General features: G+C 72.1%; 20 protein-coding genes. 16 read left to right on the top strand and 4 right to left on the bottom strand.

From position 1 onward, the window contains the following. Positions 1 to 4: 4 nt before the first annotated feature. Together ACFT4A_RS01970 and glyA are read right to left on the bottom strand one after the other, a co-directional pair. Complete coding sequence (locus ACFT4A_RS01970; RefSeq protein ID WP_382825044.1) at positions 5 to 1,225, bottom strand: sarcosine oxidase subunit beta family protein; 1,221 nt, start codon at positions 1,223 to 1,225, stop codon at positions 5 to 7. Further along, positions 1,222 to 2,535, bottom strand: a complete 1,314-nt coding sequence (gene glyA / locus ACFT4A_RS01965) for a serine hydroxymethyltransferase (RefSeq protein ID WP_382825042.1) — start codon at positions 2,533 to 2,535, stop codon at positions 1,222 to 1,224. Before glyA ends, ACFT4A_RS01970 begins: the two co-directional genes overlap by 4 nt. A 95-nt stretch (positions 2,536 to 2,630) precedes the next feature. On the opposite strand from glyA, the gene ACFT4A_RS01960 reads away from it, so the two are divergent. Both ACFT4A_RS01960 and ACFT4A_RS01955 read left to right on the top strand, forming a co-directional pair. Next, positions 2,631 to 3,326, top strand: a complete 696-nt coding sequence (locus tag ACFT4A_RS01960; RefSeq protein WP_382825040.1) for a GntR family transcriptional regulator — start codon at positions 2,631 to 2,633, stop codon at positions 3,324 to 3,326. Positions 3,327 to 3,444: 118 nt separating this feature from the next. Further along, positions 3,445 to 5,853, top strand: a complete 2,409-nt coding sequence (locus ACFT4A_RS01955) for a SpoIIE family protein phosphatase (RefSeq protein ID WP_382825038.1) — start codon at positions 3,445 to 3,447, stop codon at positions 5,851 to 5,853. A gap of 125 nt (positions 5,854 to 5,978) precedes the next feature. Here ACFT4A_RS01955 and ACFT4A_RS01950 read toward each other — a convergent pair whose 3' ends face one another. Then, positions 5,979 to 6,506: a MarR family winged helix-turn-helix transcriptional regulator gene (locus ACFT4A_RS01950; protein WP_382825036.1), complete on the bottom strand. Its 528-nt coding sequence runs from the start codon at positions 6,504 to 6,506 to the stop codon at positions 5,979 to 5,981. Positions 6,507 to 6,626: 120 nt separating this feature from the next. Between ACFT4A_RS01950 and ACFT4A_RS01945 the strand changes: the two genes are divergently transcribed. From ACFT4A_RS01945 to ACFT4A_RS01910, 8 genes are all read left to right on the top strand, one after another. After that, entirely contained in the window at positions 6,627 to 8,108 is a 1,482-nt protein-coding gene (locus ACFT4A_RS01945; protein ID WP_382825034.1) for an MFS transporter, read from the top strand. 173 nt (positions 8,109 to 8,281) lie between these two features. Beyond that, on the top strand, positions 8,282 to 8,659 hold the full coding sequence (locus tag ACFT4A_RS01940) for a hypothetical protein (protein ID WP_382825032.1): 378 nt from the start codon (positions 8,282 to 8,284) through the stop codon (positions 8,657 to 8,659). Positions 8,660 to 8,800: 141 nt separating this feature from the next. Further along, positions 8,801 to 10,042, top strand: a complete 1,242-nt coding sequence (locus ACFT4A_RS01935; RefSeq protein WP_382825030.1) for a cytochrome P450 — start codon at positions 8,801 to 8,803, stop codon at positions 10,040 to 10,042. 49 nt (positions 10,043 to 10,091) lie between these two features. Next, positions 10,092 to 10,289 (top strand): ferredoxin, encoded by a 198-nt coding sequence (locus ACFT4A_RS01930; protein WP_184599145.1) that lies wholly within the window; start codon positions 10,092 to 10,094, stop codon positions 10,287 to 10,289. Next, entirely contained in the window at positions 10,286 to 11,473 is a 1,188-nt protein-coding gene (locus ACFT4A_RS01925) for an NAD(P)/FAD-dependent oxidoreductase (RefSeq protein ID WP_382825028.1), read from the top strand. Before ACFT4A_RS01930 ends, ACFT4A_RS01925 begins: the two co-directional genes overlap by 4 nt. 72 nt (positions 11,474 to 11,545) lie before the next feature. Continuing rightward, complete coding sequence (locus tag ACFT4A_RS01920; RefSeq protein ID WP_382825026.1) at positions 11,546 to 12,388, top strand: SDR family oxidoreductase; 843 nt, start codon at positions 11,546 to 11,548, stop codon at positions 12,386 to 12,388. After that, positions 12,385 to 13,566, top strand: coding sequence for a histidine kinase (locus ACFT4A_RS01915; RefSeq protein WP_382825024.1), 1,182 nt, complete (start codon positions 12,385 to 12,387; stop codon positions 13,564 to 13,566). The genes ACFT4A_RS01920 and ACFT4A_RS01915 overlap by 4 nt, the downstream gene beginning before the upstream one ends. After that, a complete protein-coding gene (locus ACFT4A_RS01910; RefSeq protein ID WP_382825023.1) occupies positions 13,554 to 14,198 on the top strand; it encodes a LuxR C-terminal-related transcriptional regulator in 645 nt (214 codons plus the stop codon). The genes ACFT4A_RS01915 and ACFT4A_RS01910 overlap by 13 nt, the downstream gene beginning before the upstream one ends. A gap of 1 nt (position 14,199) precedes the next feature. Here the strand turns inward: ACFT4A_RS01910 and ACFT4A_RS01905 are convergent, their stop codons facing one another. Continuing rightward, positions 14,200 to 14,955, bottom strand: coding sequence for a thioesterase II family protein (locus tag ACFT4A_RS01905; RefSeq protein WP_382825021.1), 756 nt, complete (start codon positions 14,953 to 14,955; stop codon positions 14,200 to 14,202). Positions 14,956 to 15,057: 102 nt separating this feature from the next. On the opposite strand from ACFT4A_RS01905, the gene ACFT4A_RS01900 reads away from it, so the two are divergent. From ACFT4A_RS01900 to ACFT4A_RS01875, 6 genes are all read left to right on the top strand, one after another. Continuing rightward, positions 15,058 to 15,477, top strand: a complete 420-nt coding sequence (locus ACFT4A_RS01900) for a DUF779 domain-containing protein (protein ID WP_382825020.1) — start codon at positions 15,058 to 15,060, stop codon at positions 15,475 to 15,477. Positions 15,478 to 15,512: 35 nt separating this feature from the next. Next, complete coding sequence (locus tag ACFT4A_RS01895) at positions 15,513 to 15,986, top strand: SRPBCC family protein (RefSeq protein WP_382825018.1); 474 nt, start codon at positions 15,513 to 15,515, stop codon at positions 15,984 to 15,986. A 169-nt stretch (positions 15,987 to 16,155) separates the two neighbouring features. After that, positions 16,156 to 16,584: a M20/M25/M40 family metallo-hydrolase gene (locus tag ACFT4A_RS01890; protein WP_382825217.1), complete on the top strand. Its 429-nt coding sequence runs from the start codon at positions 16,156 to 16,158 to the stop codon at positions 16,582 to 16,584. Between the two features lie 179 nt (positions 16,585 to 16,763). Beyond that, complete coding sequence (locus tag ACFT4A_RS01885) at positions 16,764 to 18,215, top strand: cytochrome P450 (RefSeq protein WP_382825017.1); 1,452 nt, start codon at positions 16,764 to 16,766, stop codon at positions 18,213 to 18,215. Further along, entirely contained in the window at positions 18,199 to 19,290 is a 1,092-nt protein-coding gene (locus ACFT4A_RS01880; RefSeq protein WP_382825015.1) for a (-)-alpha-amorphene synthase, read from the top strand. Before ACFT4A_RS01885 ends, ACFT4A_RS01880 begins: the two co-directional genes overlap by 17 nt. A 123-nt stretch (positions 19,291 to 19,413) precedes the next feature. Beyond that, positions 19,414 to 22,323, top strand: coding sequence for an AAA family ATPase (locus ACFT4A_RS01875; protein WP_382825014.1), 2,910 nt, complete (start codon positions 19,414 to 19,416; stop codon positions 22,321 to 22,323). Position 22,324: the final 1 nt, after the last annotated feature.

Genomic DNA, 22,324 nt, shown 5'->3' with positions numbered 1-22,324 from the left:
CTCCTCAGTGGGCCACGGCCGCCGCGCCGTGTTCGTCGATCAGGGCGCCCGTGGTGAAGCGTTCGAGGGCGAAGGGGGCGTTCAGCGGATGCGGCTCGCCGGTGGCGAGGGTGTGCGCGAAGGTCCAGCCGGCGGCCGGGGTGGCCTTGAAACCGCCGGTGCCCCAGCCGCAGTTGACGTAGAGGTTCTCGACGGGGGTCCGGCCGATGATCGGGGACGCGTCCGGGGTGACGTCGACGATCCCGCCCCAGGTGCGCAGGACGTGCGCGCGGGCGAAGACGGGGAACAGCTCGACGGCGGCGGCCATCTGCCGCTCGATGACGTGGAAGGAGCCGCGCTGCCCGTAGCCGTTGTAGGAGTCGACGCCCGCGCCCATCACCAGCTCGCCCTTGTGGGCCTGGGAGACGTAGACATGGACGTGGTTCGACATCACCACCGTCGGGTGGACCGGCTCGTGCAGCTCGGAGACCAGCGCCTGCAACGGATGGGACTGCACCGGCAGCCGTACGCCCGCCCGCTCGGCCAGCACGCTGCTGTGCCCGGCCGCCGCGAGGCCGACCCGGCCGGCGTGGAGGCGGCCCCGGTTGGTCTCGACGCCCACGACGCGGTCGCCGTCCTTGAGGAAGCCGGTGACCTCGCAGCCCTGGATCAGGTCCACGCCCAGCTCGTCGGCGCGGCGGGCCAGCGCCCAGGCGACGTGGTCGTGCTTGGCGATGCCGGCCCGGGGCTGGAAGGTGGCGCCGAGGACCGGATAGCGGGTGCGGGACGACACGTTGAGGATGGGGCAGACCTTGGCGACCTCGTCCGGTTCGAGCCACTGGGCGTCGACTCCGTTGAGGCGGTTGGCGTTGGCCCGGCGCACGCCCTCGCGGACGTCCTGGAGGGTGTGCGCGAGGTTGAGGACGCCTCGCTGGCTGAACAGGAAGTCGTAGTCCAGCTCCTCGGGGAGCCGCTCCCACAGCTTCAGCGCGTGTTCGTAGATCGCCGCGCTCTCGTCCCAGAGGTAGTTGGAGCGGATGATCGTGGTGTTGCGGGCCATGTTGCCGCCGGCGAGCCAGCCCTTCTCCAGGACGGCGACGTTGGTGATGCCGTGGTTCTTGGCGAGGTAGTAGGCGGTGGCCAGGCCGTGGCCGCCCGCGCCGACGATGACGACGTCGTACGAGGAGCGCGGCTCGGGGGTGCGCCACAGGAAGTCCGGGTGCTCCGGCAGCGGCTGGGCGGTCATGCCGCGCCTCCGTTCGCGTGGGACAGGTGGGGATAGAGAGGGAAGGCGGCGGCGAGCCTGCCGACCCGGGCGCGCAGTGCGTCCTCGGGCTGTTCGCCCTTCAGGGCCTGGGCGATGATGTCGGCGACCTCGCGGAACTCCGCGTCGCCGAAGCCGCGGGTGGCCAGCGCCGGGGTGCCGATGCGCAGCCCCGACGAGACCATCGGCGGGCGTGGGTCGAACGGCACCGCGTTGCGGTTGACGGTGATGCCGACGCGGTGCAGCCGGTCCTCGGCCTGCTTCCCGTCGAGCGCGGAGTTGCGCAGGTCGACGAGGACCAGATGGACCTCGGTGCCGCCGGTGAGCACCGTGATCCCGGCCTCGGCTACGTCGTCGGCGAGCAGCCGTCCGGCGAGGATGCGGGCGCCGTGCAGGGTGCGCTGCTGGCGTTCCCTGAACTCCTCCCCCGCCGCCACCTTGAAGGCGACCGCCTTGGCCGCGATGACATGCTGGAGCGGGCCGCCCTGCTGGCCGGGGAAGACCGCCGAGTCGATCTTCTTGGCCAGGCCGGCGCGGCTGAGGATCACACCGCCGCGCGGGCCGCCGAGGGTCTTGTGCGTGGTGGTCGTGACGACGTCGGCGTACGGCACCGGGCTGGGGTGGAGGCCCGCGGCAACCAGCCCGGCGAAGTGCGCCATGTCCACCAGGAGATACGCGCCCACCCGGTCGGCGATCCGCCGGAACGCGGCGAAGTCCAGCCGCCGGGCGTAGGCCGACCAGCCGGCGACGATCATCCGGGGCCGGTGCGCGAGGGCGAGTCGCTCAACCTCGTCCATGTCGACGCGCAAATCGGACGCGCGCACGTGGTACGGCACGACGCCGTACAGCTTGCCGGAGTAGTTGAGGCGCATGCCGTGGGTCAGATGGCCGCCGTGCGCCAGGTCGAGCCCGAGGATCGTGTCGCCCGGGTCGAGCAGCGCGGACATCGCGGCGGCGTTGGCCTGGGCGCCGGAGTGCGGCTGGACGTTGGCGTGCTCGGCGCCGAACAGCTCCGTCACCCGGGCGATGGCCAGCCGCTCGACGGCGTCGACGTGCGCGCAGCCGCCGTAGTAGCGGCGGCCCGGGTAGCCCTCGGCGTACTTGTTGGTCAGGACCGAGCCCTGGGCCTCCAGGACGGCCGCCGGGGCGAAGTTCTCCGAGGCGATCATCTCGAGGGTGGACTGCTGCCGGTGCAGCTCGGCGTCGACCGCGGCGGCGACGGCCGGGTCGAGTTCACCGAGCGGGAGGGCGAGGGGGGAGGCGAGTGTACTGGCCGACGGGCTGGTTGCCATGTGTGCACCATCCTGGTAGCCGACTAATGCGCAACTGATATATCAGACTCTGCGGTACGGTATGGGAGCTCGCCGGACAGGTCAAGGGGGCATTCATGCAGCAGCTGGCGACCGAGCCCAAAGGCGGAGAGCCGAGCGGTGGAGCGCCCGGGGGCGAGGAGCTGTCGCTCGCCGAGCGGGCCTACCGCGCCATCCGCGACCGACTCGTCATGCTCGAGATCCGCCCGGGCGCGCCGATCCACGAGGAGCAGCTGGCACAGTCCCTCGGCGTCGGACGGACACCGGTGCGCGAGGCGCTCAAGCGGCTCCAGTACGAGCGGCTGATCACGACCTACCCCCGGCGCGGCACCTTCGCCACCGAGGTCAACATCACGGACCTGGCCCATATCTCCGAGGTGCGCCAGGAGCTGGAGCCGCTGGCCGCCGCCCAGGCCGCGCGCCGCGCCACGGCCGCGGACCGGGCGGCCCTGACGGCCCTGCGGCAGGAGCTGGCGAGCGCCCCTTCCGGCCGGCACGACGACACCGGGCTCATGCACCTGGACCTCCGGGTCCACCGCGCCGTCTACGCCGCCGCGCACAACCCCTACCTGGAGGACACCCTCGTCCGCCACGACAACCTCGCCACCCGCATCTGGTGCCTGTTCCTCGACCGTCTGTCCGACATGGCCGGCCACGTCGAGGAGCACGGGCCGTTGATCGAGGCCATCGTGGCGGGTGAACCGGAGAAGGCGGCACAGCTCGCCCGCGGCCATGTCGAGGGGTTCGAGCGGGCGATTCGCGCGGCCATCTGAGAACACTCCCGCAGGCGACGGGAGGGTAGGGGAAAGCCGGAACGGGGTACCCGACGGCCCTCCCCGAAAAGAAGGCCGGGGAACCAGCGAGGGCGAGGGCGTCACACCCGGAGGCACCGTGGAGGGACGCGTACCGGAGGACCTCGCGGTCGTCGTCGACGCCCGTGGGGCGATCATGGTGTGGAGCGACGGCGCTCGCCGCCTGGTCGGATACGACGCCGCCGAGATCGTGGGCAGGGCCGTCGGCGAACTGCTCGCCGCCGACCTCCCGGAATCCACGCGGCGGCATGTGGCCGCCGGGCAGCGGTGGGCCGGTGAGGTGGCGCTCCGGCACCGGGACGGCGACCGTGTCGTGGTCCTGCTGCAGGGCACGCCCCTGACGGATGCCGGCCACCGTCGGCTCTGGCTGGTGACCGGCGCCGCACCGGTGCACACGGCGCGGCGGCCCGAGCACGGGACCGTGCCCCTGTGGGACCTCACGCTCTCCCAGCTCCCGGTACCGGTGGCCGTCTACGACGTCGAGGCCCGGCTCGTGGCCGCCAACGAGGTCATGACGCAGATGATGGGCCGGACCGAGGAGGAGATGAAGGGCCTGACGCTGTGGGAGATCCAGCCCAGTTGGCCCTTCGACGAGTACGACCGCCTCCAGCGGGAGGTCCTGCGCACCGGCGAGACGATCTTCCACGAGGAGCACGGCCAGGCCCCGGGTGAGACCCGGCCGCATGCCTGGTCCATGTACATGTCGCCGTTGAAGGACGAGACCGGCAGGGTCCAGGGGCTGTCCGCGACCGTGTTCGACACCACGGAGCAGTCCTGGGCCCGCCGCCGGCTGGCGGTGCTCAACGACGCCAGTCTCCGCATCGGAAGCACCCTGGACGTGGCCCGGACGGCGGACGAACTGGCCGAGGTGGCCGTGAGCGGGTTCGCGGACTTCGTCACCGTGGACCTGCTGGAGTCCGTCGCCCTGGGGGACGAGCCAGAACCGCTGCCGCCGGCCGCGCCGGTCACCGTGCGGCGCACCGCGCAGCGCTCGGTGCTGGAGGGCTGCCCCGAGTCGGTGATCCCCTCCGGCGAGACGACGCTCTACCCCGTGGGCACGCTGCCGGTGCGGACGCTGGTCGGCGGCCGGGGCACCCGGCACCGGCCCGGGGATCCGGGGATGCGGGAGTGGATCAGGTCCTCGCCCGCCCGCGCCGAGTCCGTGGCCAAGTACATGATCCACTCGGTGATGATGGTCCCGCTGCGCGCCCGAGGGGTGACCCTGGGGCTGGTGCACTTCCTGCGGCACCGGACGCCGGAGCCGTTCAGCGAGGACGACCTGCTGCTCGCGGAGGAGATCGTCGCCAGAGCGGCGGTGAGCGTGGACAACGCCCGCCGCTACACCCGGGAACGGCGTACGGCGCTGGCGCTCCAGCGCAGCCTGCTGCCCGACCGGCCTCCGGAGCTGGCGGCCATGGAGGTCGCCTACCGCTATCTGCCGACCGGTTCCGGGGCGGAGATCGGCGGCGACTGGTTCGACGTGATCCCGCTGTCCGGCGCCCGGGTCGCCCTGGTCGTGGGCGACGTGGTGGGCCACGGCATCCACGCCTCGGCCACCATGGGCCGGCTGCGGACCGCCGTACGGACGCTCGCTGATGTCGATCTCGCGCCCGACGAGCTGCTCACCCAGCTGGACGATCTCGTCCTGAGGCTCGACCGGGAGGAGGGCCCGGAGGTGCGCGGGCGGTCGGCGGAGGCGTCGGGGCAGGTCGGAGCGACCTGTCTGTACGCCGTGTACGACCCGGTGTCCCGCCGCTGCACCATGGCCCGCGCCGGGCATCCGCAGCCGGCGCTGGTCACGCCCGACGGCGGCGTGCGCTTTCTCGACCTGCCGGCCGGGCCGCCACTGGGCCTCGGCGGCCTGCCGTTCGAAGCGGCCGAGGTGCGGCTGGAGGAGAACAGCCTGCTCGCCCTCTACACCGACGGGCTGATCGAGGCCGCCGACCACGACATCGAGGTCGGGCTCGGTCTGCTGCGCCGGGCGCTGAGCAGCCCCGCCGAGGTACTGGAGGAGACCTGCGACCAGGTGCTGCGCACCGTGCTGGCGGGCCGCGCCGCCGACGACATCGTGCTGATGCTGGCCCGGACCGCCGCGCTCGGCGCCGGGCAGGTGCACACCTGGCAGCTGCCACCGGACCCCGCCGCGGTGGCCCGGGCCCGCAAGCTGGCGGGCGGGCAGCTGGCCTCCTGGGGACTGACGGAGGCGGCGTTCACCACGGAACTGATCGTCAGCGAACTGGTCACCAACGCCCTGCGCTACGGCGGCGCCCCCATCGAGCTGCGGCTGATCCGCGACTCGACCCTCATCTGCGAGGTGTCCGACGGCAGCAACACCGCACCCCACCTGCGCCGGGCCCGCGTCTTCGACGAGGGCGGACGCGGACTGCTCCTGGTCGCCCAGCTCTCCGACCGCTGGGGCACCCGCCAGACCCCCACGGGCAAGACGATCTGGGCGGAACAACCCCTGCCGGCCGAGGCGTCCGGCTGACCCGGACGGCTCTGTGCCCCAGGGCCTGACGTTCGAATCACGCCGCGGACGCGGGGTCTGGCACGCACATCTGCCGCGTTGTCGTCACTCACCGACTCCCTGCGGACTGATCCGAACGACAGGCCCTACGCCCGCCGCTCCCCCGAGCCGCGTGCCGGGGTCCCGGCGTCGAGGTCGCTCTCGGTGTGCGTGACGAAGTCGTCGAGGAGCCGGCGGAGGAACCCGGCGAGCTGCAGCAGCTCCTCGGCGGGCCAGGCGGACAGCGCCATCTCCATGCCCCGCCGCCGGACCTCCCGCATGCGCTCGGCGGCGACCAGCCCGGCCTCGGTGAGCTGGACGCGCTGGGCGCGCCGGTCGTCCGGGTCGGGGAAGCGGACGACATACCCGGCCCGCTCCAGCTGCCGCAGCTGCCGGGTGACGTGGGAGGCCTCCACCGACAGCCGGGCGGCCAGCACGCCGGGGCGTGGCGGGTCACTCCCGGCGATGTGCGTCAGGATCGCCACGGCGGCCCGGTCCAGGTTCAGTCCCGACTCGGCCATCAGACGCTCGTGCTGCCGGGTCCGGCCGGCCAGGTACGTGATGCGCGTGAGGGCTTGCCCGATCTCGGCCAGGGCCGTCGAGGCGGGCTCCGCCACTGGATGCGGTGTGGGCATGCACCCAGCGTAGACATATTTGCCTGAGTTAAGCAATATAAAAGTTGCTTGACTTAGACAATGGAAATCTGCTTGCCTAAGTCAAGCAATCTCACTCCCCCGTCGTCCACGGAGGCTTCCATGTCCCACCCCCTCGCCCGCCACGCGAAGGGCGGATCGTCCGCCCCGCCCAGATCGAACGCCGTGGTCGGGGTACTGGCCTTCGCCGGGATCGTGGTCTCGCTGATGCAGACCCTGGTCATCCCGATCGTTCCCGAGCTGCCGGGATTCCTGAACGCCTCGCCGTCGAACGCCGCCTGGGCGATCACCGCCACCCTGCTGGCCGCCGCCGTCGCCACTCCGGTCGTCGGCCGCCTCGGTGACATGTTCGGCAAGCGCCGGATGCTGCTCGTCAGCGTCGTGCTGCTGGTGTCCGGCTCGGTCGTCTGCGCCCTGAGCGACTCGCTCGTCCCGATGATCGTCGGCCGGACCCTCCAGGGCCTGGCGGCGGCCGTCGTCCCGCTCGGCATCAGCATCATGCGGGACGTCCTGCCCGCCGAGCGGCTCGCCGGCTCCACCGCCCTGATGAGCGCCTCCCTGGGCGTCGGCGGCGCCCTCGGCCTGCCCGCGGCCGCCTTCATCGCCGACCGCTACGACTGGCACATGCTGTTCTGGATCTCCGCCGCGCTCGGTGTCGTGGCCCTGGCGCTCCTGGTGCTGATCGTGCCCGAGTCGACAGTCCGCACCGGCGGCAGCTTCGATCTGCTCGGCTCCCTCGGCCTGTCCGCCGCACTGGTGTCCCTGCTGCTGGCCGTCTCCAAGGGCGGCGACTGGGGCTGGACCAGCGGCACGACGCTGGGTCTGTTCGCCGGCGCGGTCCTGGTCTTCCTGCTGTGGGGACGGTACGAACTGCGCACCTCCCAGCCGCTGGTGGACCTGCGCACCACCGCCCGCCGCCAGGTGCTGTTCACCAACCTCGCCTCGGTCGCGCTCGGCTTCTCGATGTTCGCCATGTCGCTCGTCCTGCCGCAGGTCCTGCAGCTGCCCGAGCAGACCGGTTACGGGCTGGGCAAGTCCATGCTGGCCGTCGGTCTGATCCTGGCCCCGCAGGGGCTGGTGATGATGGCCATGTCCGCCGTGTCCGCCGGCCTCACCAAGGCGAAGGGCCCCAGAATCACCCTGATGATCGGCGCGGTCGTCGTGGCCGCCGGGTACGGGCTGAGCCTCGCGCTGATGTCCGAGGTCTGGCACATCGTCCTGGTCGCCTGTGTCATCGGCGGCGGTGTCGGCTTCGCCTACGGGGCCATGCCCGCCCTGATCATGGGCGCGGTGCCGGCCTCCGAGACGGCGGCGGCCAACAGCCTCAACACCCTGATGCGCTCCATGGGAACGTCGTTCGCCAGTGCCCTCGCGGGCGTCATCCTGGCGCAGATGACCACCGGCTTCGGGGGCCACGCCCTGCCTTCCGAGAACGGCTTCAAGACGGTCATGGCCATCGGCGCCGGCGCCGCCCTTCTGGCCTTCTTCCTCGCCTCGTTCCTCCCGCGCCGGCAGACCACCGAGGAACCGGCCGAGCCCGTCGAAGCCGCTGAACCGACGGAGATCTCCGGGGCGCGCTCCTAGTGCCCGTCCGCTGAGGCGCCGACCCCTGAACGGCCGTGGTGCAGCAGGCTGCACCCCCGGTTCGGGAGCGCGCTCCCTCGTCGCGGCACGCGGCGGACGGGATCGTGGTGAGCAGGTCGGAAACGCCGAACCCACCCTTCCCTCCCCCGCATTCCCACTCGAGAGGCACCTCCATGTCTACGTTCCTCACCACCGTCAAGTCGTTCGTCGCCGACCTGCTGCTCTGGAGCTTCTTCACCGTCGGTCTCGGCGCCGCCCTGGGTGCCGGTGCCGACCTCGACGGCACCCGGAAGGACGTGGTCACCATCGCCGGGTCCGCCCTCGCGCTCGTCACCGGCATGCGGCTCGCGAAGAAGCCGAGGATCAAGGGCTTCCTGTCCAGGCCGGGCACGCTGTGGTTCCTGTTCCTGTTCAACGGCGGTGCGGCCGTGGCGATGTACTTCGCCCTGGACGGGGTGAAGGCGGTCGCCGCCGCTGCCGCCATGGGGCTGGTGTCGCTCGGAGCGGCCGGCGGGATCGTCGCCAACTACCGCGATGCGGCCCACGCCTGAACCACCGCCACCTGTCGGCGAGTGACGTGAGTCACGTCAGCTTGAGGTCAGGGAGCTGACCGGAAGCTGTCAGCCCGCTCCGCTTCCATACCGATGCCCGAACTCTTCCCCTCCCCCACCCCACATCACCGAGGAGACGTCATGTCCGATGCCCTGTCCTGCCCCGTCACCGGCGCCACCGGCCCGCTGCCCGAGTACCCGCTGCCGCGCGCGGCGCAGTGCCCGCTGGCCCCGGCCCCGGTCGCCCAGGAACTGCGGGACGAGAAGCCGATCACCAAGGTGCGGATCTGGAACGGCAGCACGCCCTGGCTGGTCACCCGTCACGCCGACCAGCGGGCCCTGCTGCCCGACTCCCGCGTCAGCGACGACGACCTCGACCCCGGCTTCCCGTACGTCAACGCGCACCGGGCGGAGATCGCGCCGGTCACACCTCGGCTGATCACCAACACGGACGCCCCGGAGCACACGCGGCTGCGGCGGACCGTCAACGGGCCGTTCGTGGTCAAGCGGATCGAGAAGATGCGCGAGCCGGTCCAGAAGATCGTCGACGACCTCATCGACCGGATGCTCGCCGGTCCCAGCCAGGTCGATCTGCTCAAGGCGATCGCGCTGCCGGTGCCGTCCCTGGTCATCGCCGAACTGCTCGGAGTGCCGTACGAGGACCACGACTTCTTCCAGCGCAGCAGCAGCCTGGTCCTGGACGGTTCGGCGGCACCGGAGGAGGCCAGGAAGGCCAGTGGCGCGCTGGCCGCCTACCTGGACAACCTCATCGAGCTGAAGACGGCCGACCCGGACGACGACGTGCTGTCGGAGATGGCCGGCCGCGTCCAGGCCGGCGAGATGACGCACACCGAGGCCGTCCACATGGGCGTCGCGATGCTGATCGCCGGTCACGAGACCACCGCCACGATGATCAGCCTCGGCACCCTCGCCCTGCTCCAGCACCCCGACCAGCTGGCCCTGCTGCGCGAGACCGACGACCCCAAGCTGGTCGCGAACGCGGTGGACGAGGTGCTGCGCTATCTGTCCATCGTCCAGACCGGCGTACGCAGGGTCGCCAAGGACGACATCGAGATCGGTGACGTCGTCATCCGCAAGGGCGACGGCATCATCTTCGACCTGCACGCCGCGAACTGGGACCCGGAGGTCTTCCCCGAGGCCCAGCGCCTCGACATCACCCGCCCGGCCCGTATCCACCAGGCGTTCGGCTACGGCCCCCACCAGTGCCTGGGCCAGAACCTGGCCCGCCTTGAGCTCCAGGTCGTCTACGGCACCCTCTACCGCCGTATCCCGACCCTGCGGCTGGACGCGGCCGTCGAGGACCTGGAGTTCGACCACACCGGGACCACCTACGGCGTGCACAGCCTGCCCGTGGCCTGGTGACCACTCCCCCCTCAGATCCCCCCACTCAGAAAGAACCGAGGTGACAACGATGCGTGTGGAACTGGACGTACCGAAGTGCGTGGCGTCGGGCCAGTGCGTGATGGCCGCTCCCGACGTCTTCGACCAGCGGGACGACGACGGTGTCGCGATCCTGCTGGAGGAGCGGCCCGGCGAGGAACTGCGCGGTGAGGTGGAGGAGGCCGTGGCGATCTGCCCGGCCGCCGCGATCCGGCTGGTCGAGTCGTGAGGCGCGTCGTGGTCGTCGGTGCCTCCGCGGCCGGGCTCGCGGCGGCGGAGACCCTGCGCCGGTCGGGCTACGACGGCACCCTCACCCTCGTCGGTGACGAGCCGCAGACCCCCTACGACCGTCCCCCGCTGTCCAAGCAGATCCTCTCCGGCGAGTGGCCGGTCGAACGCCTGCCGCTGCGTCCGCGCGCCGACCTCGACGCCCTCGGCCTCGACCTGCGGCTGGGAGCGGCGGCGACCGGGCTGGACATGACGGACCGTACGGTGTGTCTGGCCGACGGGGAGCGAGTGCCGTACGACGGGCTGATCGTGGCCACCGGGGTGCGTCCCCGGCGGCTGCCCGGTGACGGCAACGCCCACGTGCTGCGCACCCTGGACGACGCCCTCGCGCTGCGCGACCGTCTGAGGCCGGGCTGCCGGCTGGTCGTGGTGGGCGCCGGGTTCCTCGGTGCCGAGGCCGCCGCGGTGGCGCAGGGGCTGGGCGCCCGGGTGACCCTGCTGGAACCGGCTCCCGTGCCGCTGGCGCACGCCGTCGGCAGCGAGGTCGGCCAGGTGCTCTCGCGGGCCCACCTCGATCACGGCGTGGAGCTGCGCACCGGCGTCACCGTGACCGAGGTGACCGGCGGGGGCGTACGGCTCGCGGACGGCGAACCGGTCGAGGCCGACGCGGTCCTGGTCGCCATCGGCTCGCTGCCCAACACCGAGTGGCTGGCGGGCAGCGGGCTCGCGGTCGGCGACGGGGTGCTCTGCGACGCGTACTGCGCAGCCGCGCCGGGTGTGTACGCGGCCGGGGACGTGGCCCGCTGGGACAACCCGCTGTTCGGGACGTCGATGCGGATCGAGCACCGTACGAACGCCGCCGAGCAGGGTATGGCCGCCGCCCGCAATCTGCTCGCCGCACCGGATGCGCGCAGGCCGTTCGCGCCGGTGCCGTACTTCTGGTCCGACCAGTACGACATGAAGATCCAGGCGTACGGCCATCTGCGCGGGCACGACGAAGTCACCGTAGTGGAAGGGGACTTGGCCGAGCGCAGGTTCGTGGCCGCCTATCGCACGGGCGAGCGGCTGACCGGCGCCCTGGCGGTCGGCATGCCGCCCAAGGCCGTCCGTGGCTGGCGGCAGGCCATCGCGGGCGGAACGGCCTGGAGCGACGCCGTACCGGCCGCAGGCACCGAGGCGGCCTGACCTCAGGTTCCCCGACTCCCGGCGGGGGCGGCCCCGTTGTCGCCCCCGCCCTTTCAGCGAAGGAGAACGCAGATGCAGAACCGTACGGACGACCCGCGCGACGTGGTCGTCGTCACCGGAGCGGGCGGGATGGGAACGGCGGTCGCGCGCCGTCTGGGCAGCGGACGGACGCTGATCCTCGCCGACCACTCGCGCGAACGGCTCGATCAGGTCGTGGCGGAGCTGAGCGCCGAGGGATACGCGGTGCGGGGCATACCGACCGACGTCTCCGACCGTGCCTCGGTCGAGGAACTCGCGAGAGTCGCGGCGGAGCAGGGGCGGATCACCGCCGTGGTGCACACCGCCGGGGTCGCCGCCGCGACCGCGTCGGTCGGCAGGATCCTCGAAGTGGACCTGCTCGGCACGGTGTATGTGATCGAGGCGTTCGAGAAGGTGGCCGTCAGAGGCACTTCGCTCGTCTGTGTCGCCAGTCTGGCCGGGCACATGGCCTCGATCAGTGCCGAGGAGGAGGCCGCCCTGGCGACGGCTCCCGCCGAGGAGCTGCTCGGTCTTGGCGCCGTCACGGGCCTCGGTGACGACGCGACCGCGGCCTACATCCTCGCCAAGCGCGCCAACCACGTGCGTGTGCAGGCCGCCGCCCTCGCGTGGAACCGGCTCGGCGCCCGCGTCAACACCCTCAGCCCCGGCGTCATCGCCACCGCCATGGCGAAGGCGGAGGCCGACTCGGACGCCGACGGGCACATGCTCAAGATGCTCGACGCGTGCGGCGCGGGGCGGCCGGGCACACCGGGCGAGATCGCCGACGCCGTGGCCTTCCTCACCGGCCCCGAGGCGCGGTACATCACCGGCACCGATCTGCTCGTCGACGGCGGGCAGGCGGCCTGGATCCGCCGGCACATGCGGCGCCCCGGATGATGGTGGCCGAACCGGCCCGCTGGGGCAGGGTGGTGGGGCAGGCGGGGCGGGCCACGCTCCACCTGTTCCTCGCCTCGCTGCTGGCCTTCGGCCTCTACCTGTTCATCACCGTGCTGCTCATCACGGCGATCGCCACCGTCTCCGTCGTCGGGGCGTGGCTGCTGCCCGAGACGGTGCTGCTGATCCGCCGGATCGCCGGGGCGAAGCGCACCCTGGTGACCGCCTGGACGGGCCGGCAGATCCCCGAGGCGTACGAGCCGGTCACCGGCCCGCTGCGCAAGCGGCTGCGGATCGCGGTCCGGGACCCCGGCACCCTGACCGACCTGCGCTGGATGGCGGCCTCGTATGTCTACGGCGCGATGCTCGCCCTGGCGCTGCCCCTGTGGCCGCTGGGGCTGGTCGTCGACGGCGTGCGGTGCGGGCTGTGGCGCCGTGAGGCGCTCGTCCTGCCGTTGATCACCCGCCTCGCCGATGTGGAGGCCGGCTGGTCGGAGGCCCTGCTCAAGCCCTCGCCCCGGGCGCGGCTGGCCGCCCGGGTCGAGGAGCTGGCCGCCACCCGCGCGGACGCGATCGCGGCGCACGGGGCCGAACTGCGCCGCATCGAGCGGGATCTGCACGACGGGGCGCAGGCCCGGCTGGTGGCGCTGTCCATGCGGATCGGGCTGGCGGTACGCGCCTACGACCGTGACCCGCGGGCCGCGCAGCGGCTGCTGGCCGACGCGCAGGACCAGGCCGAGGAGGCGCTGGCCGAACTGCGGCACGTGGTCCGCGGCATCCATCCGCCGATCCTCACCGACCGGGGTCTGGTCGGTGCGGTGCGGGCGCTGGCCGCGGTCAGTGGACTCGAGGTGACCGTGCGGGTGGACGGTCTGGAGGGCGAGGGGGTCCGGGCCCCGGCCGCGGTCGAGGCGGCCACCTACTTCGCCGTGGCGGAGGCGCTCACCAACGCCGCCAAGTACAGCGGCGCCGAGCGGGCGTCGGTCGTCCTGGAACGCCTGCGCACCGGGCTGCGCGCCGTCGTCCGGGACGAGGGCGTGGGCGGCGCGGACGAGTCCGGTGCCGGTTCCGGGCTGCCGGGCATCCGCCGCCGCGTCGCCGCCCTGGACGGGAGCGTGACCGTGACCAGCCCCGTCGGGGGGCCGACCGTGATCGAAGTGGAGCTGCCGTGCGTGTGGTGATCGCCGAGGACAACGCCCTGCTCAGAGAGGGGCTCGTGCTGTTGCTGACCTCGGCCGGGCATGAGGTGGCGGCCGTCGCCGGCACCGGCCCCGAGGTCCTCCCTGCCCTGCTGGAGCACCGTCCGGACGCGGCCGTGCTCGACGTCCGGATGCCGCCGGGTTTCCGGGACGAGGGCCTGCGCGCCGCCCTGGAGGCCCGCGAGAGGATTCCCGGGCTGCCCGTGCTGGTGCTCTCGCAGTACGTGGAGGAGTCGTACGCCGCCGAGTTGCTGGGCGGCGGGGCGGGCGGGGTGGGCTATCTGCTCAAGGACCGGGTGGGCCGGGTGGACGAGTTCCTGGAGGCGCTGGACCGGGTGGCGGGCGGTGGTACGGCCCTGGACCCGGAGGTGGTCACCGAGTTGCTCACCCGGCGCCGGGACTCGCCCCTGGACTCGCTGACGCCGCGCGAGCGCGAGGTGCTGAAGCTGATGGCGGAGGGCCACGACAACACCACCATCGCGCAGACCCTCGTCGTCACCGAACGCGCCGTCAGCAAGCACATCGGCAATGTGTTCCTGAAGCTCGGCCTCCCGACCGGTGACAGCGGCCACCGCAGGGTGCTGGCGGTGCTGGCCTATCTGAACGGACGGTGAGTCAGCGCGGGGTGGCGGCGGGCCGGGCCAGACGCTCGCCGATGACGCCGATCACGTCCGGCGCGTGGTCGATGAGGAAGAAGTGCCCGCCGGGGTAGCGCTTCATCTCGAAGTCGCCCGCGGTGTGGGCGCTCCAGGCGCGTACCTCGTCGTGGCTCGCCTTGGGGTCGTCGTCTCCGGTCAGGGCGGTGAGGGGGCTGTGGAGCCGGTGGTCCGACGCCCATACGTAGGTCTCCACCGCGCGGTAGTCGTTGCGGAGGGCCGGCAGGATCATGCGCATCAGCTCCTCGTCTCCGAAGATCCGCTGGTCGGTGCCACTGAGCCCGCGCAGTTCGGCGATGATCCCGGCGTCGTCACGCCGGTGCACCCGCTCGTCGCGGTGGCACGACGGTGCGCGGCGCCCCGAGACGAAGACCCGCTCGGCGAATCGCCCGGCCCGCTCCAGCCGTACGGCGACCTCGAAGGCCAGGGTCGCTCCCATGCTGTGCCCGAACAGGGCGAAGGGGCGGTCCACCGTGCGCGTCACGGCCCGGCTGACATGGTCCGCGAGACCGTCGATGGTGTCGATCATGGGCTCGTTGTGCCGGTCCTGGCGGCCCGGGTACTGGACGGAGAGCACCTCGACCCCGGGGTTCAACGCCTGGGCCACCGGCCGGAAGAAGGACGCCGAACCGCCCGCGTGGGGCAGACAGACCAGTTGTACGGGGGCGTCGGGGCTCGGGAAGAAGCGTCGTATCCACGGATCGGTGGCGGTCATGGGGCCTTCCTGTTCTCATGCTCGGAACGACTTCTCATGCTCGGAACGACATGCTCGTACCGATTGCCAAGATAGACGGACCGACCGGCCAGGAGGGATCGCATGACGAACCACCCCACGCGCACGGAACGTGTCGAACTGACCCCGGCAGCCGAGGAACTGCTGCGGCGGCTGACCGGTGCGCACGGGCCGGTGATGTTCCACCAGTCCGGCGGCTGCTGCGACGGCAGCGCCCCGATGTGCTACCCGCGCGGTGAGTTCCGGGTCGGCGGCTCGGACGTCCTGCTGGGGCAGGTGGCCGGGGACACGCCGTTCTGGATGAGCGGGGACCAGTACACCTACTGGTCGCACACCCATCTCACCGTGGACGTCGTCCCCGGCCGCGGCAGCGGCTTCTCCCTGGAGGCCCCGGAGGGCGTCCGTTTCCTGATCCGCTCCCGGCTGCTCACCGACGAGGAGCTGCGGCACATCGAGGCGGAGCCACCGCTGCCGACCGGGGCGGACGAGCCCGGCCGGGCCTGAACGGCTCGGTGCGCGCGTCGCCATAGGGTGGGCGCATGTACACGACGCGGGTCTCGGGCCATGTCGACGCGCCGCGCCCGGCCGTCTACCGGGCGCTGCTGAGCGCGGAGGCGATCGAGCGCTGGCGGGTACCGGACGACATGCGCGCCGAGGTGCACGAGTTCGACGCCCGCGAGGGCGGCCGGTTCCGTGTCTCGCTCACGTACGACGCACCGGACGCCACCGGGAAGACGGCCGGGCACACCGACACGTACCACGGCCACTTCGCGCGGCTCGTGCCCGACGAGCAGGTGGTCGAGGTGCTCGCGTTCGAGTCCGCCGACCCCGCGCTGGGCGGCTCGATGACCATGACGACGACGCTCACCGACGCGCAGGGCGGCGGCACCGACGTCCTCGTGGTCCACGAGGGCATCCCCGACGTCGTGCCCGCCGCGGACAACGAGACGGGCACGCGCATGGCCCTGGCGAATCTGGCCCGGTTCGTCGAGAGCGGCCCGGACGTCGGCTAGGGCGCGGGGCGTCGTTCGCGTCCGCGGCGACCCCGATGAGCGCCTACTTCGTCATGCGTCCGCAGATCACCGGTGATCTCCGGCAGGCCGGCCCGGGCCAGCGACTCGACACGGGTCAGGGACCGGCGGCACGGGGCGCAACGTCGTCGCCGGCCGGGCGGGCTGCGGCATCGAGGTACGGGTCGCCGACCCCGCCGAAGCGGCCCGCGTCGACGCCGCGCCGGTCTCCCTCGCCCCTTCCGATCCCCGGGTACGGGTCTCGGTCACCGGCGAATGGAACCGCCCCCCGAAGGTGCCGACGCCCGCCTCGCGGCTCCTGTTCGATCAGGCGCGCGCGGCAGCGGCGGAACTGGGGTGGGCTCTGCGGGAGACCTCCGTCGGCGGAGCGAGCGACGGCAACTTCGTCTCGGCGCTGGGCCGTCGGGTCCTCGACGGTCTGGGAGCGGTGGGCGACGGTGCCCACGCCCGGCACGAACACATCCTGCTGGACCATGTCCCGCCGCGTTCTTCATGTTCATGCCAGGCATGCAGAACGACCGCCGCGCTCTTCAGGAACACAGACGGAACACGGATTCCTCCGTGCACAGAAATGCATTGACCAACTGAATGCATGCAGCAATCGTGGCGCGCTCGACGCCCCTCCGTGCTTCCGTGCGCCCCTACGGAGAAAGGATTCGGCGAGCCATCGGCGGATTTCACTGGGCAGGACTGGGGCGAGCGTCAAATCGAGGCGATCGCACCACAATCCCGTGTGCCGACCGAGGCAGGTGGTTTTCGATGAGCGGCTCCGTTCCCGGACCAGCCCGAAATTGGACAGTGGGCACTGCTCCAGGCATATTCCCATTCCTGGGCCACGGTATCGACTTGGTCCGTCGCCCGCTGGATTTTCTGGAATCTCTGCCCGCGCACGGGGATCTGGTCGAAATACGCCTGGGTCCGCAGCGTGCCTGGATGGCCTGTCACCCGGATCTCGTCCACCAGGTACTCGGGGACCCGGAGACGTTCGACAAGGGCGGCCCGCTCTACGACCGGCTGCGGATACTGCTGGGGGACGGCGTCGGCACCTGCCGCCATGCGGATCACCGCCGTCAGCGCAGGATGCTCCAGCCCGGCTTCCGCAAGGCCCGCGTCGCCGACCAGGTGCAACTGATGGGCGAGGAAGCGGAGTCGGTGTGCCGCACATGGCGGGCCGGGCAGACGGTCGACATCAGCGCGACCATGATGGACCTGTCGACCCGCGTGATCAGCCGCGTCCTCTTCTCCGACTCGCTCGACGCCGCCACGGCCGACGAGATGCGCAGGTGCCTGGCCATAGTGGTGCGGGGCATGTTCATCCGGACGGTGATGCCGGTCGACGCCCTGTTCCGTGTTCCCACCCCGGCGAACCGGCGCTACCGGCACGCTTCCGACCGCCTGCGCGCGATCGTCGACGCGGCTGTCGCCGAGCGACGGCGAGGCGCTTCCCATGACGACCGGGACGATCTGCTGGGGACCTTGCTGGCGGCGGCGCGGGGGGACGGCGTGGAGTCGGCGATCACCGACAGGGAGGTCCACGGCCAGGTGATCACGCTGATGTTCGCCGGCGCCGAGAGCACCGCCCTGTGCCTCTCCTCGGCCCTGGACCTCGTGGGGCGGCATCCCGAGGAGGAACGCCGTCTGCACTCCGAGGTCGACGCCGTGCTCGCTTCGGGACGGCCGCCCGGCCACGACGAACTGCCGCGCCTCGCGCACACGCGGGCCGTCCTCACCGAGACGCTGCGCCATCGCCCGCCCGGCTGGCTCTTCACCCGCGTCACCACGAAGGAGACGGAGCTCGCCGGGTACCGGCTCCCGCGCGGCGCCACGGTCGTGTTCAGCCCGTACCTCCTGCATCACGACCCCGCCCTGTTCCCCGGCCCCGACCGCTTCTCCCCCGACCGCTGGCTGCCCGGACAGGCCGCCGCCGCCCGCCCCGGAGCGATGATCCCGTTCGGAGCGGGCCGCCGGAAATGCATCGGGGAGACGCTCGCCATGACGGAGGCCATGGTGGCTCTCTCGTTCCTCACCCGCCACTGGCGACTGCGCCATCTGCCCGGCTACGAGGAACGGCTGCGCCCCGCGGCGTCGTTGGGACCGAGGGGGCTGGTCATGACCTGCGAACCACGCCTCAGGAGGCCGGTGGGCACAGCTGTCGTACCCGTCGTCCACAACTCCGGAACGGCAGGTGGCAACGATGTCCACGACGCATGAGGAAATCGCGCTCGCCGCGCAGGACGGAATACCGGCGGTCAATCTGCGGGACCTGATCGACGCGAACCTCTACATGCCCTTCCCGTACGAGCGCAATCCCCACGCGTCCGAAGCGTCGGCCGGCGTCGACAGCTGGCTGAGCACCTGGGGGCTGACCGATGACCCGGCCGTGGCGGCCATGATCTCCTATACACGTCCCGCGGAACTCGCGGCCTGCAACAGTCCGTCCATGGATTCCGGGCTCCTCCAGATCGTGGCCAACCAGATCGCCTACCAGTTCGTCTTCGACGACCGGGCGGAGGACGTCGGCCGGCGCTCGCCCGGCGGGCTGCTGCCCATGCTGTGCGAGAGCGTCGCGATCCTGCGGGACGGCCAGCCGCCCGCCACCCCGCTCGGCGCGGCCCTGGCCGACCTCCATCGACAGGTACGGGAGCGGTGCACACCCGATCAGGCCGCGCGGTGGGCCTGGAACAGCCGGGAGTACGTGCACGGCCTCCTGTACGAAGCGGTGGCCCAGGCCCATCCCGAACCGGTGAACAGCGGGCTGTGCCGGTCCATACGGTCCCTCATCGCCGGCGTCGAGCCGTTCTACCCGCTGTGCGAGGCCGCGCAGCGGTGCGAACTGACCCCGGAGGAGATCCATCACCCCGCCATGCGACGCCTGAGCCGGCTGTCGGCCGACGCGGCGGTGTGGATACCCGACCTCTTCTCCGCGGTGAAGGAACAGCGCTCGGGCGGCATGATCAACCTGGCCCTCGCCTACCGGCGGACACACCGGTGCTCCCTGCCGGTGGCCGTCACCCTGGCCGTACGGCACATCAACCGCACGATCCGCGAGTTCGAGGAGCTCTTCGGTGAGATCAGGCCGGAGCTGAGTCCGGCCGGCGTCGGCTACGTGGAGGGCATGGCCGGCTGGATCCGCGGATGCTACTTCTGGTCCCGTACCGTGCCGCGATACGCCGACACCATGGCGGCACCGGCAGGGCTCTGGCCGGCAGGCCGACCGGTCGCCTCCCCACAGGGTTCCCGAAAGGGGCGGAAACGGACCACGCTACCCCGAAAGACGGGGATCTAAAGCACTCCTGCGGAAAATTCACTCACCCTGTCTACCTCCTGTTACGTCCGGGCCAAACGACCTGTTTCCGGGCGTACGCTCGCCCAGTCCGGCGGGGAGCAACGACAGGAAGCGGTAGACCACATGACCCATGGGCTGCGGCAACCGATCACCGAACACCGGCCTCTGCTCGAACGCGACGAGGAACTCCGGGCCATCGACCGTGCGGTGGCGGGGCTCCGGGACTCCGTCGACGGCGTGCCCCGGGTACCGCGCGGCGGGCTGCTCGCCTTCACGGGTGAGGCCGGGCTGGGCAAGACGACCCTGATCGCGGCGGTGCGTGCCCGCGCCGCCGCACAGGGGTTCACGGTGTTCTCGGGCAAGGGCGGCGAGAACGAGCGGGGGCTGGCGTTCCGTGTCGTCCGCCAGGTCATGCAGCCCGTCCTGGCCGGCATGAGCGGGACGGAGCGCCGGGAGTTCCTGGGCAGTTGGTACGACATCGTCGGCGCCGCGCTCGGCCTCGAGGCGACGGACCCCGCCCGGATGCCGGACCCGACCGGAGTGCGTGACGGCCTCGACTGGGTCATGACGCGCCTGACGATGCTGAACGCGCCTGTCGTCCTGCTCCTGGACGACCTGCACTGGGCCGACACCGAATCCCTCGACTGGCTCGCCTCGTTCGCGCCCCGGGTCGCGGACCTCCCGCTCCTGATCGTCGTCGGCTACCGGCCGGACGAACTCCCGTCCGACGCGAGCTCCTTCCGCACGCTCGTCGAACGCCACGAGGAGCGCCCGCACGTCCTGTCCCCGCTCGGCGAGGCCGGTGTGGCGCGGATCATCAGGGAGGAAGTGGGGGAGGAAGCCGAGGACGAGTTCTGCGGCGCGTGCTGGACGGCCACCAACGGCATCCCCTTCGAGGCCGTCGAACTGGCCTTCAGACTCCGCGAGCGGCGGCTGAGGGGAACCCAGGACGAGGTGCCCGTGATGCGGGATCTCGCCGCCGCGGTCAAGGGCCCCGGCCTGATCGAGCGCCTCAAGCGGCTCGGCCCGAGCACGGTCCGCTTCGCGTGGGCCGGCGCCGTCCTGGGCGGACCCTTCTCACCGGAGGCAGCCGCCGACCTCGCGGTGGTCGGCAGCGAGGAGGCCGTCGAGGCGACCGAGAAACTGCGCGCCTGCCGCATCCTCACGAACGCCGACGAGACCGCGGGCGCCCTGGAGTTCGTCCATCCGCTGATCGCCACGACGGTCTACCGCGACATCCCCTCGGGCCTGCGCGTCGGCATGCACGACGCGGCCGCCAACGCCGCCCAGACGGTCCAGTCCGACCCCACCGCCGCCGCCCGTCACCTGCTGCAGGTGCCCTGCGACAGCCGGCCCGAGACGGTCGCGTGCCTGCGCGCCGCCGGGCGCGAGTACCTCCGCGCCGGTGCCCCGGAGGCCGCGCGGCGCGTGCTGACCCGGGCGCTGCGGGAACCACCCCCGGCCGAGGACCGCGCCGCCCTGCTCCACGAGCTGGCCGGCTCGACGTTCCTCCTCGACCCCACGGCCACGGTGAGCCATCTCCAGGAGGCGCTGAAGGAACCCGGGATCGAGCCCGACCTGCGTGCCTCCATGGTCTACCGGCTGACCCAGGCGCTGGCCCACACCGACCGGCTGACCGAGGCCGCGACCGTGGCCGCCGACGAGGCGCGGCGCGCCACCAACGCGCGCGTCAGACTGCGCATGCAGGCGGATCACTTCGTATGGAGCGCCTTTCGCGCCGACGAGTCGGACTCGTCCGCCCGCTCGCGCCGGCTGGCGCGGCTGGCCGACAAGCTGACCGGCCGGGGCCTGGAGGAGCGTTACATCCTCGGACTGCGGGCGTGGGACGCCCTGGTGCGCGGCGAGCCGCGGCGGAGCGCCCTCGGGTATGCCGAGGAGGCCCTCAGCGGAGGGATGAGCTGGACCGACGAGAACCGCGGCTTCGAGGTGCCCGCCGCGGTGGCCCTGCTGTTCATGTACTGCGACCAGCCGCGGCGGGCCGAGGAACTGTTCGCCGACGGGATGGCCGAGTGCGAGCACAGGGGGTGGCGCGGCTCCCATCTGGCGCAGGGGCAGACGCTCCTGGGCTACATCCGCTACCGCCGAGGGTGCCTGCCCGAGGCCGAGGAACTCGTCCGGGCCGGGCTGCACACCGCCGAGCGCGTCGAAGGCGCGGTGCCCGCACAGTGGTTCGCCATCGGCATTCTCATCCAGATCCTGCTGGCCCGCGGGCGGACCAGCGACGCGCGCCGGCTCGCCGACACCCACCACTACGGCGACGTGGTCCCCAACGCCGTCATCTTCCCCGACCCCCGCACGGTGTACGCCGAACTGCTGCTGGCGGAGGGGCGACTCACCGAGGCGGCGCGCCTGTTGTCCAGGGTCGGGGACTGGCTGGAGTCACGGGACTGGCACAACCCCTCGTGGTGCCCCTGGCAGCTGGGACTGGCCTCGGCACTCGCCCGCACCGCTCCCGACCAGGCGGTGCTGCACGCCCAGGACGCCGCCAAGCGAGCCCGGGACTTCGGTGCGGCCTCGGCGATCGGCCAGGCGCTGCGCGTCCAGGCAGAGGTGACGGGCGGGCAGGCCGCGCTCGATCTGCACACGCAGGCCGTCGATCATCTGGAGCGGTCGCCCGCGGCGTACGAACTGGCCCGCGCCCTGGTGGGCCATGGCGCCGCGCTGGTCCGCAACGGCCGCCTGCACGACGCCGCCGACCGGCTCTACCAGGGGCTGGAGGGGGCGGTGCACTGCGGTGCCGAGGGCCTGGCCGACCGGGCCAGACGGGAACTCTCCGCCGCGGGACTGCGCCCGCTGCCCCTGCGTTACGCGCAGACGGACATGCTGACCGGCCCGGAACGCCGGGCCGCCGAGAAGACGGCCCAGGGCCACCCGGCGCCGGCGGTCGCGCAGGACCTGAAAATCACCGAGCAGGGCGTACGGCATCTGCTGTCCTCCGTGTACCGCAAGCTCGGCACGGACACGGCGGGCCTCGCCGACGCCCTGGAGAACTGTCACCGGCCGGGGCGGTAGT

It is taken from the genome of Streptomyces sp. NPDC057099, assembly GCF_042671245.1.
GTDB classification, from domain to species: domain Bacteria; phylum Actinomycetota; class Actinomycetes; order Streptomycetales; family Streptomycetaceae; genus Streptomyces; species Streptomyces purpurascens.
The sequence above is the reverse complement of the archived record's forward strand: the minus strand, read 5'-3'. Positions and strand labels throughout refer to the sequence as shown.

Excerpts from the sequence above, each read along its gene's own strand:
- ACFT4A_RS01970 (WP_382825044.1), bottom strand. The coding sequence starts at position 1,225 with ATGACCGCCCAGCCGCTGCCGGAGCACCCGGACTTCCTGTGGCGCACC.
- glyA (WP_382825042.1), bottom strand. The coding sequence starts at position 2,535 with ATGGCAACCAGCCCGTCGGCCAGTACACTCGCCTCCCCCCTCGCCCTC.
- ACFT4A_RS01960 (WP_382825040.1), top strand. The coding sequence starts at position 2,631 with ATGCAGCAGCTGGCGACCGAGCCCAAAGGCGGAGAGCCGAGCGGTGGA.
- ACFT4A_RS01950 (WP_382825036.1), bottom strand. The coding sequence starts at position 6,506 with ATGCCCACACCGCATCCAGTGGCGGAGCCCGCCTCGACGGCCCTGGCC.
- ACFT4A_RS01945 (WP_382825034.1), top strand. The coding sequence starts at position 6,627 with ATGTCCCACCCCCTCGCCCGCCACGCGAAGGGCGGATCGTCCGCCCCG.
- ACFT4A_RS01940 (WP_382825032.1), top strand. The coding sequence starts at position 8,282 with ATGTCTACGTTCCTCACCACCGTCAAGTCGTTCGTCGCCGACCTGCTG.
- ACFT4A_RS01935 (WP_382825030.1), top strand. The coding sequence starts at position 8,801 with ATGTCCGATGCCCTGTCCTGCCCCGTCACCGGCGCCACCGGCCCGCTG.
- ACFT4A_RS01930 (WP_184599145.1), top strand. The coding sequence starts at position 10,092 with ATGCGTGTGGAACTGGACGTACCGAAGTGCGTGGCGTCGGGCCAGTGC.
- ACFT4A_RS01920 (WP_382825026.1), top strand. The coding sequence starts at position 11,546 with ATGCAGAACCGTACGGACGACCCGCGCGACGTGGTCGTCGTCACCGGA.
- ACFT4A_RS01915 (WP_382825024.1), top strand. The coding sequence starts at position 12,385 with ATGATGGTGGCCGAACCGGCCCGCTGGGGCAGGGTGGTGGGGCAGGCG.
- ACFT4A_RS01905 (WP_382825021.1), bottom strand. The coding sequence starts at position 14,955 with ATGACCGCCACCGATCCGTGGATACGACGCTTCTTCCCGAGCCCCGAC.
- ACFT4A_RS01900 (WP_382825020.1), top strand. The coding sequence starts at position 15,058 with ATGACGAACCACCCCACGCGCACGGAACGTGTCGAACTGACCCCGGCA.
- ACFT4A_RS01895 (WP_382825018.1), top strand. The coding sequence starts at position 15,513 with ATGTACACGACGCGGGTCTCGGGCCATGTCGACGCGCCGCGCCCGGCC.
- ACFT4A_RS01885 (WP_382825017.1), top strand. The coding sequence starts at position 16,764 with ATGAGCGGCTCCGTTCCCGGACCAGCCCGAAATTGGACAGTGGGCACT.
- ACFT4A_RS01880 (WP_382825015.1), top strand. The coding sequence starts at position 18,199 with ATGTCCACGACGCATGAGGAAATCGCGCTCGCCGCGCAGGACGGAATA.
- ACFT4A_RS01875 (WP_382825014.1), top strand. The coding sequence starts at position 19,414 with ATGACCCATGGGCTGCGGCAACCGATCACCGAACACCGGCCTCTGCTC.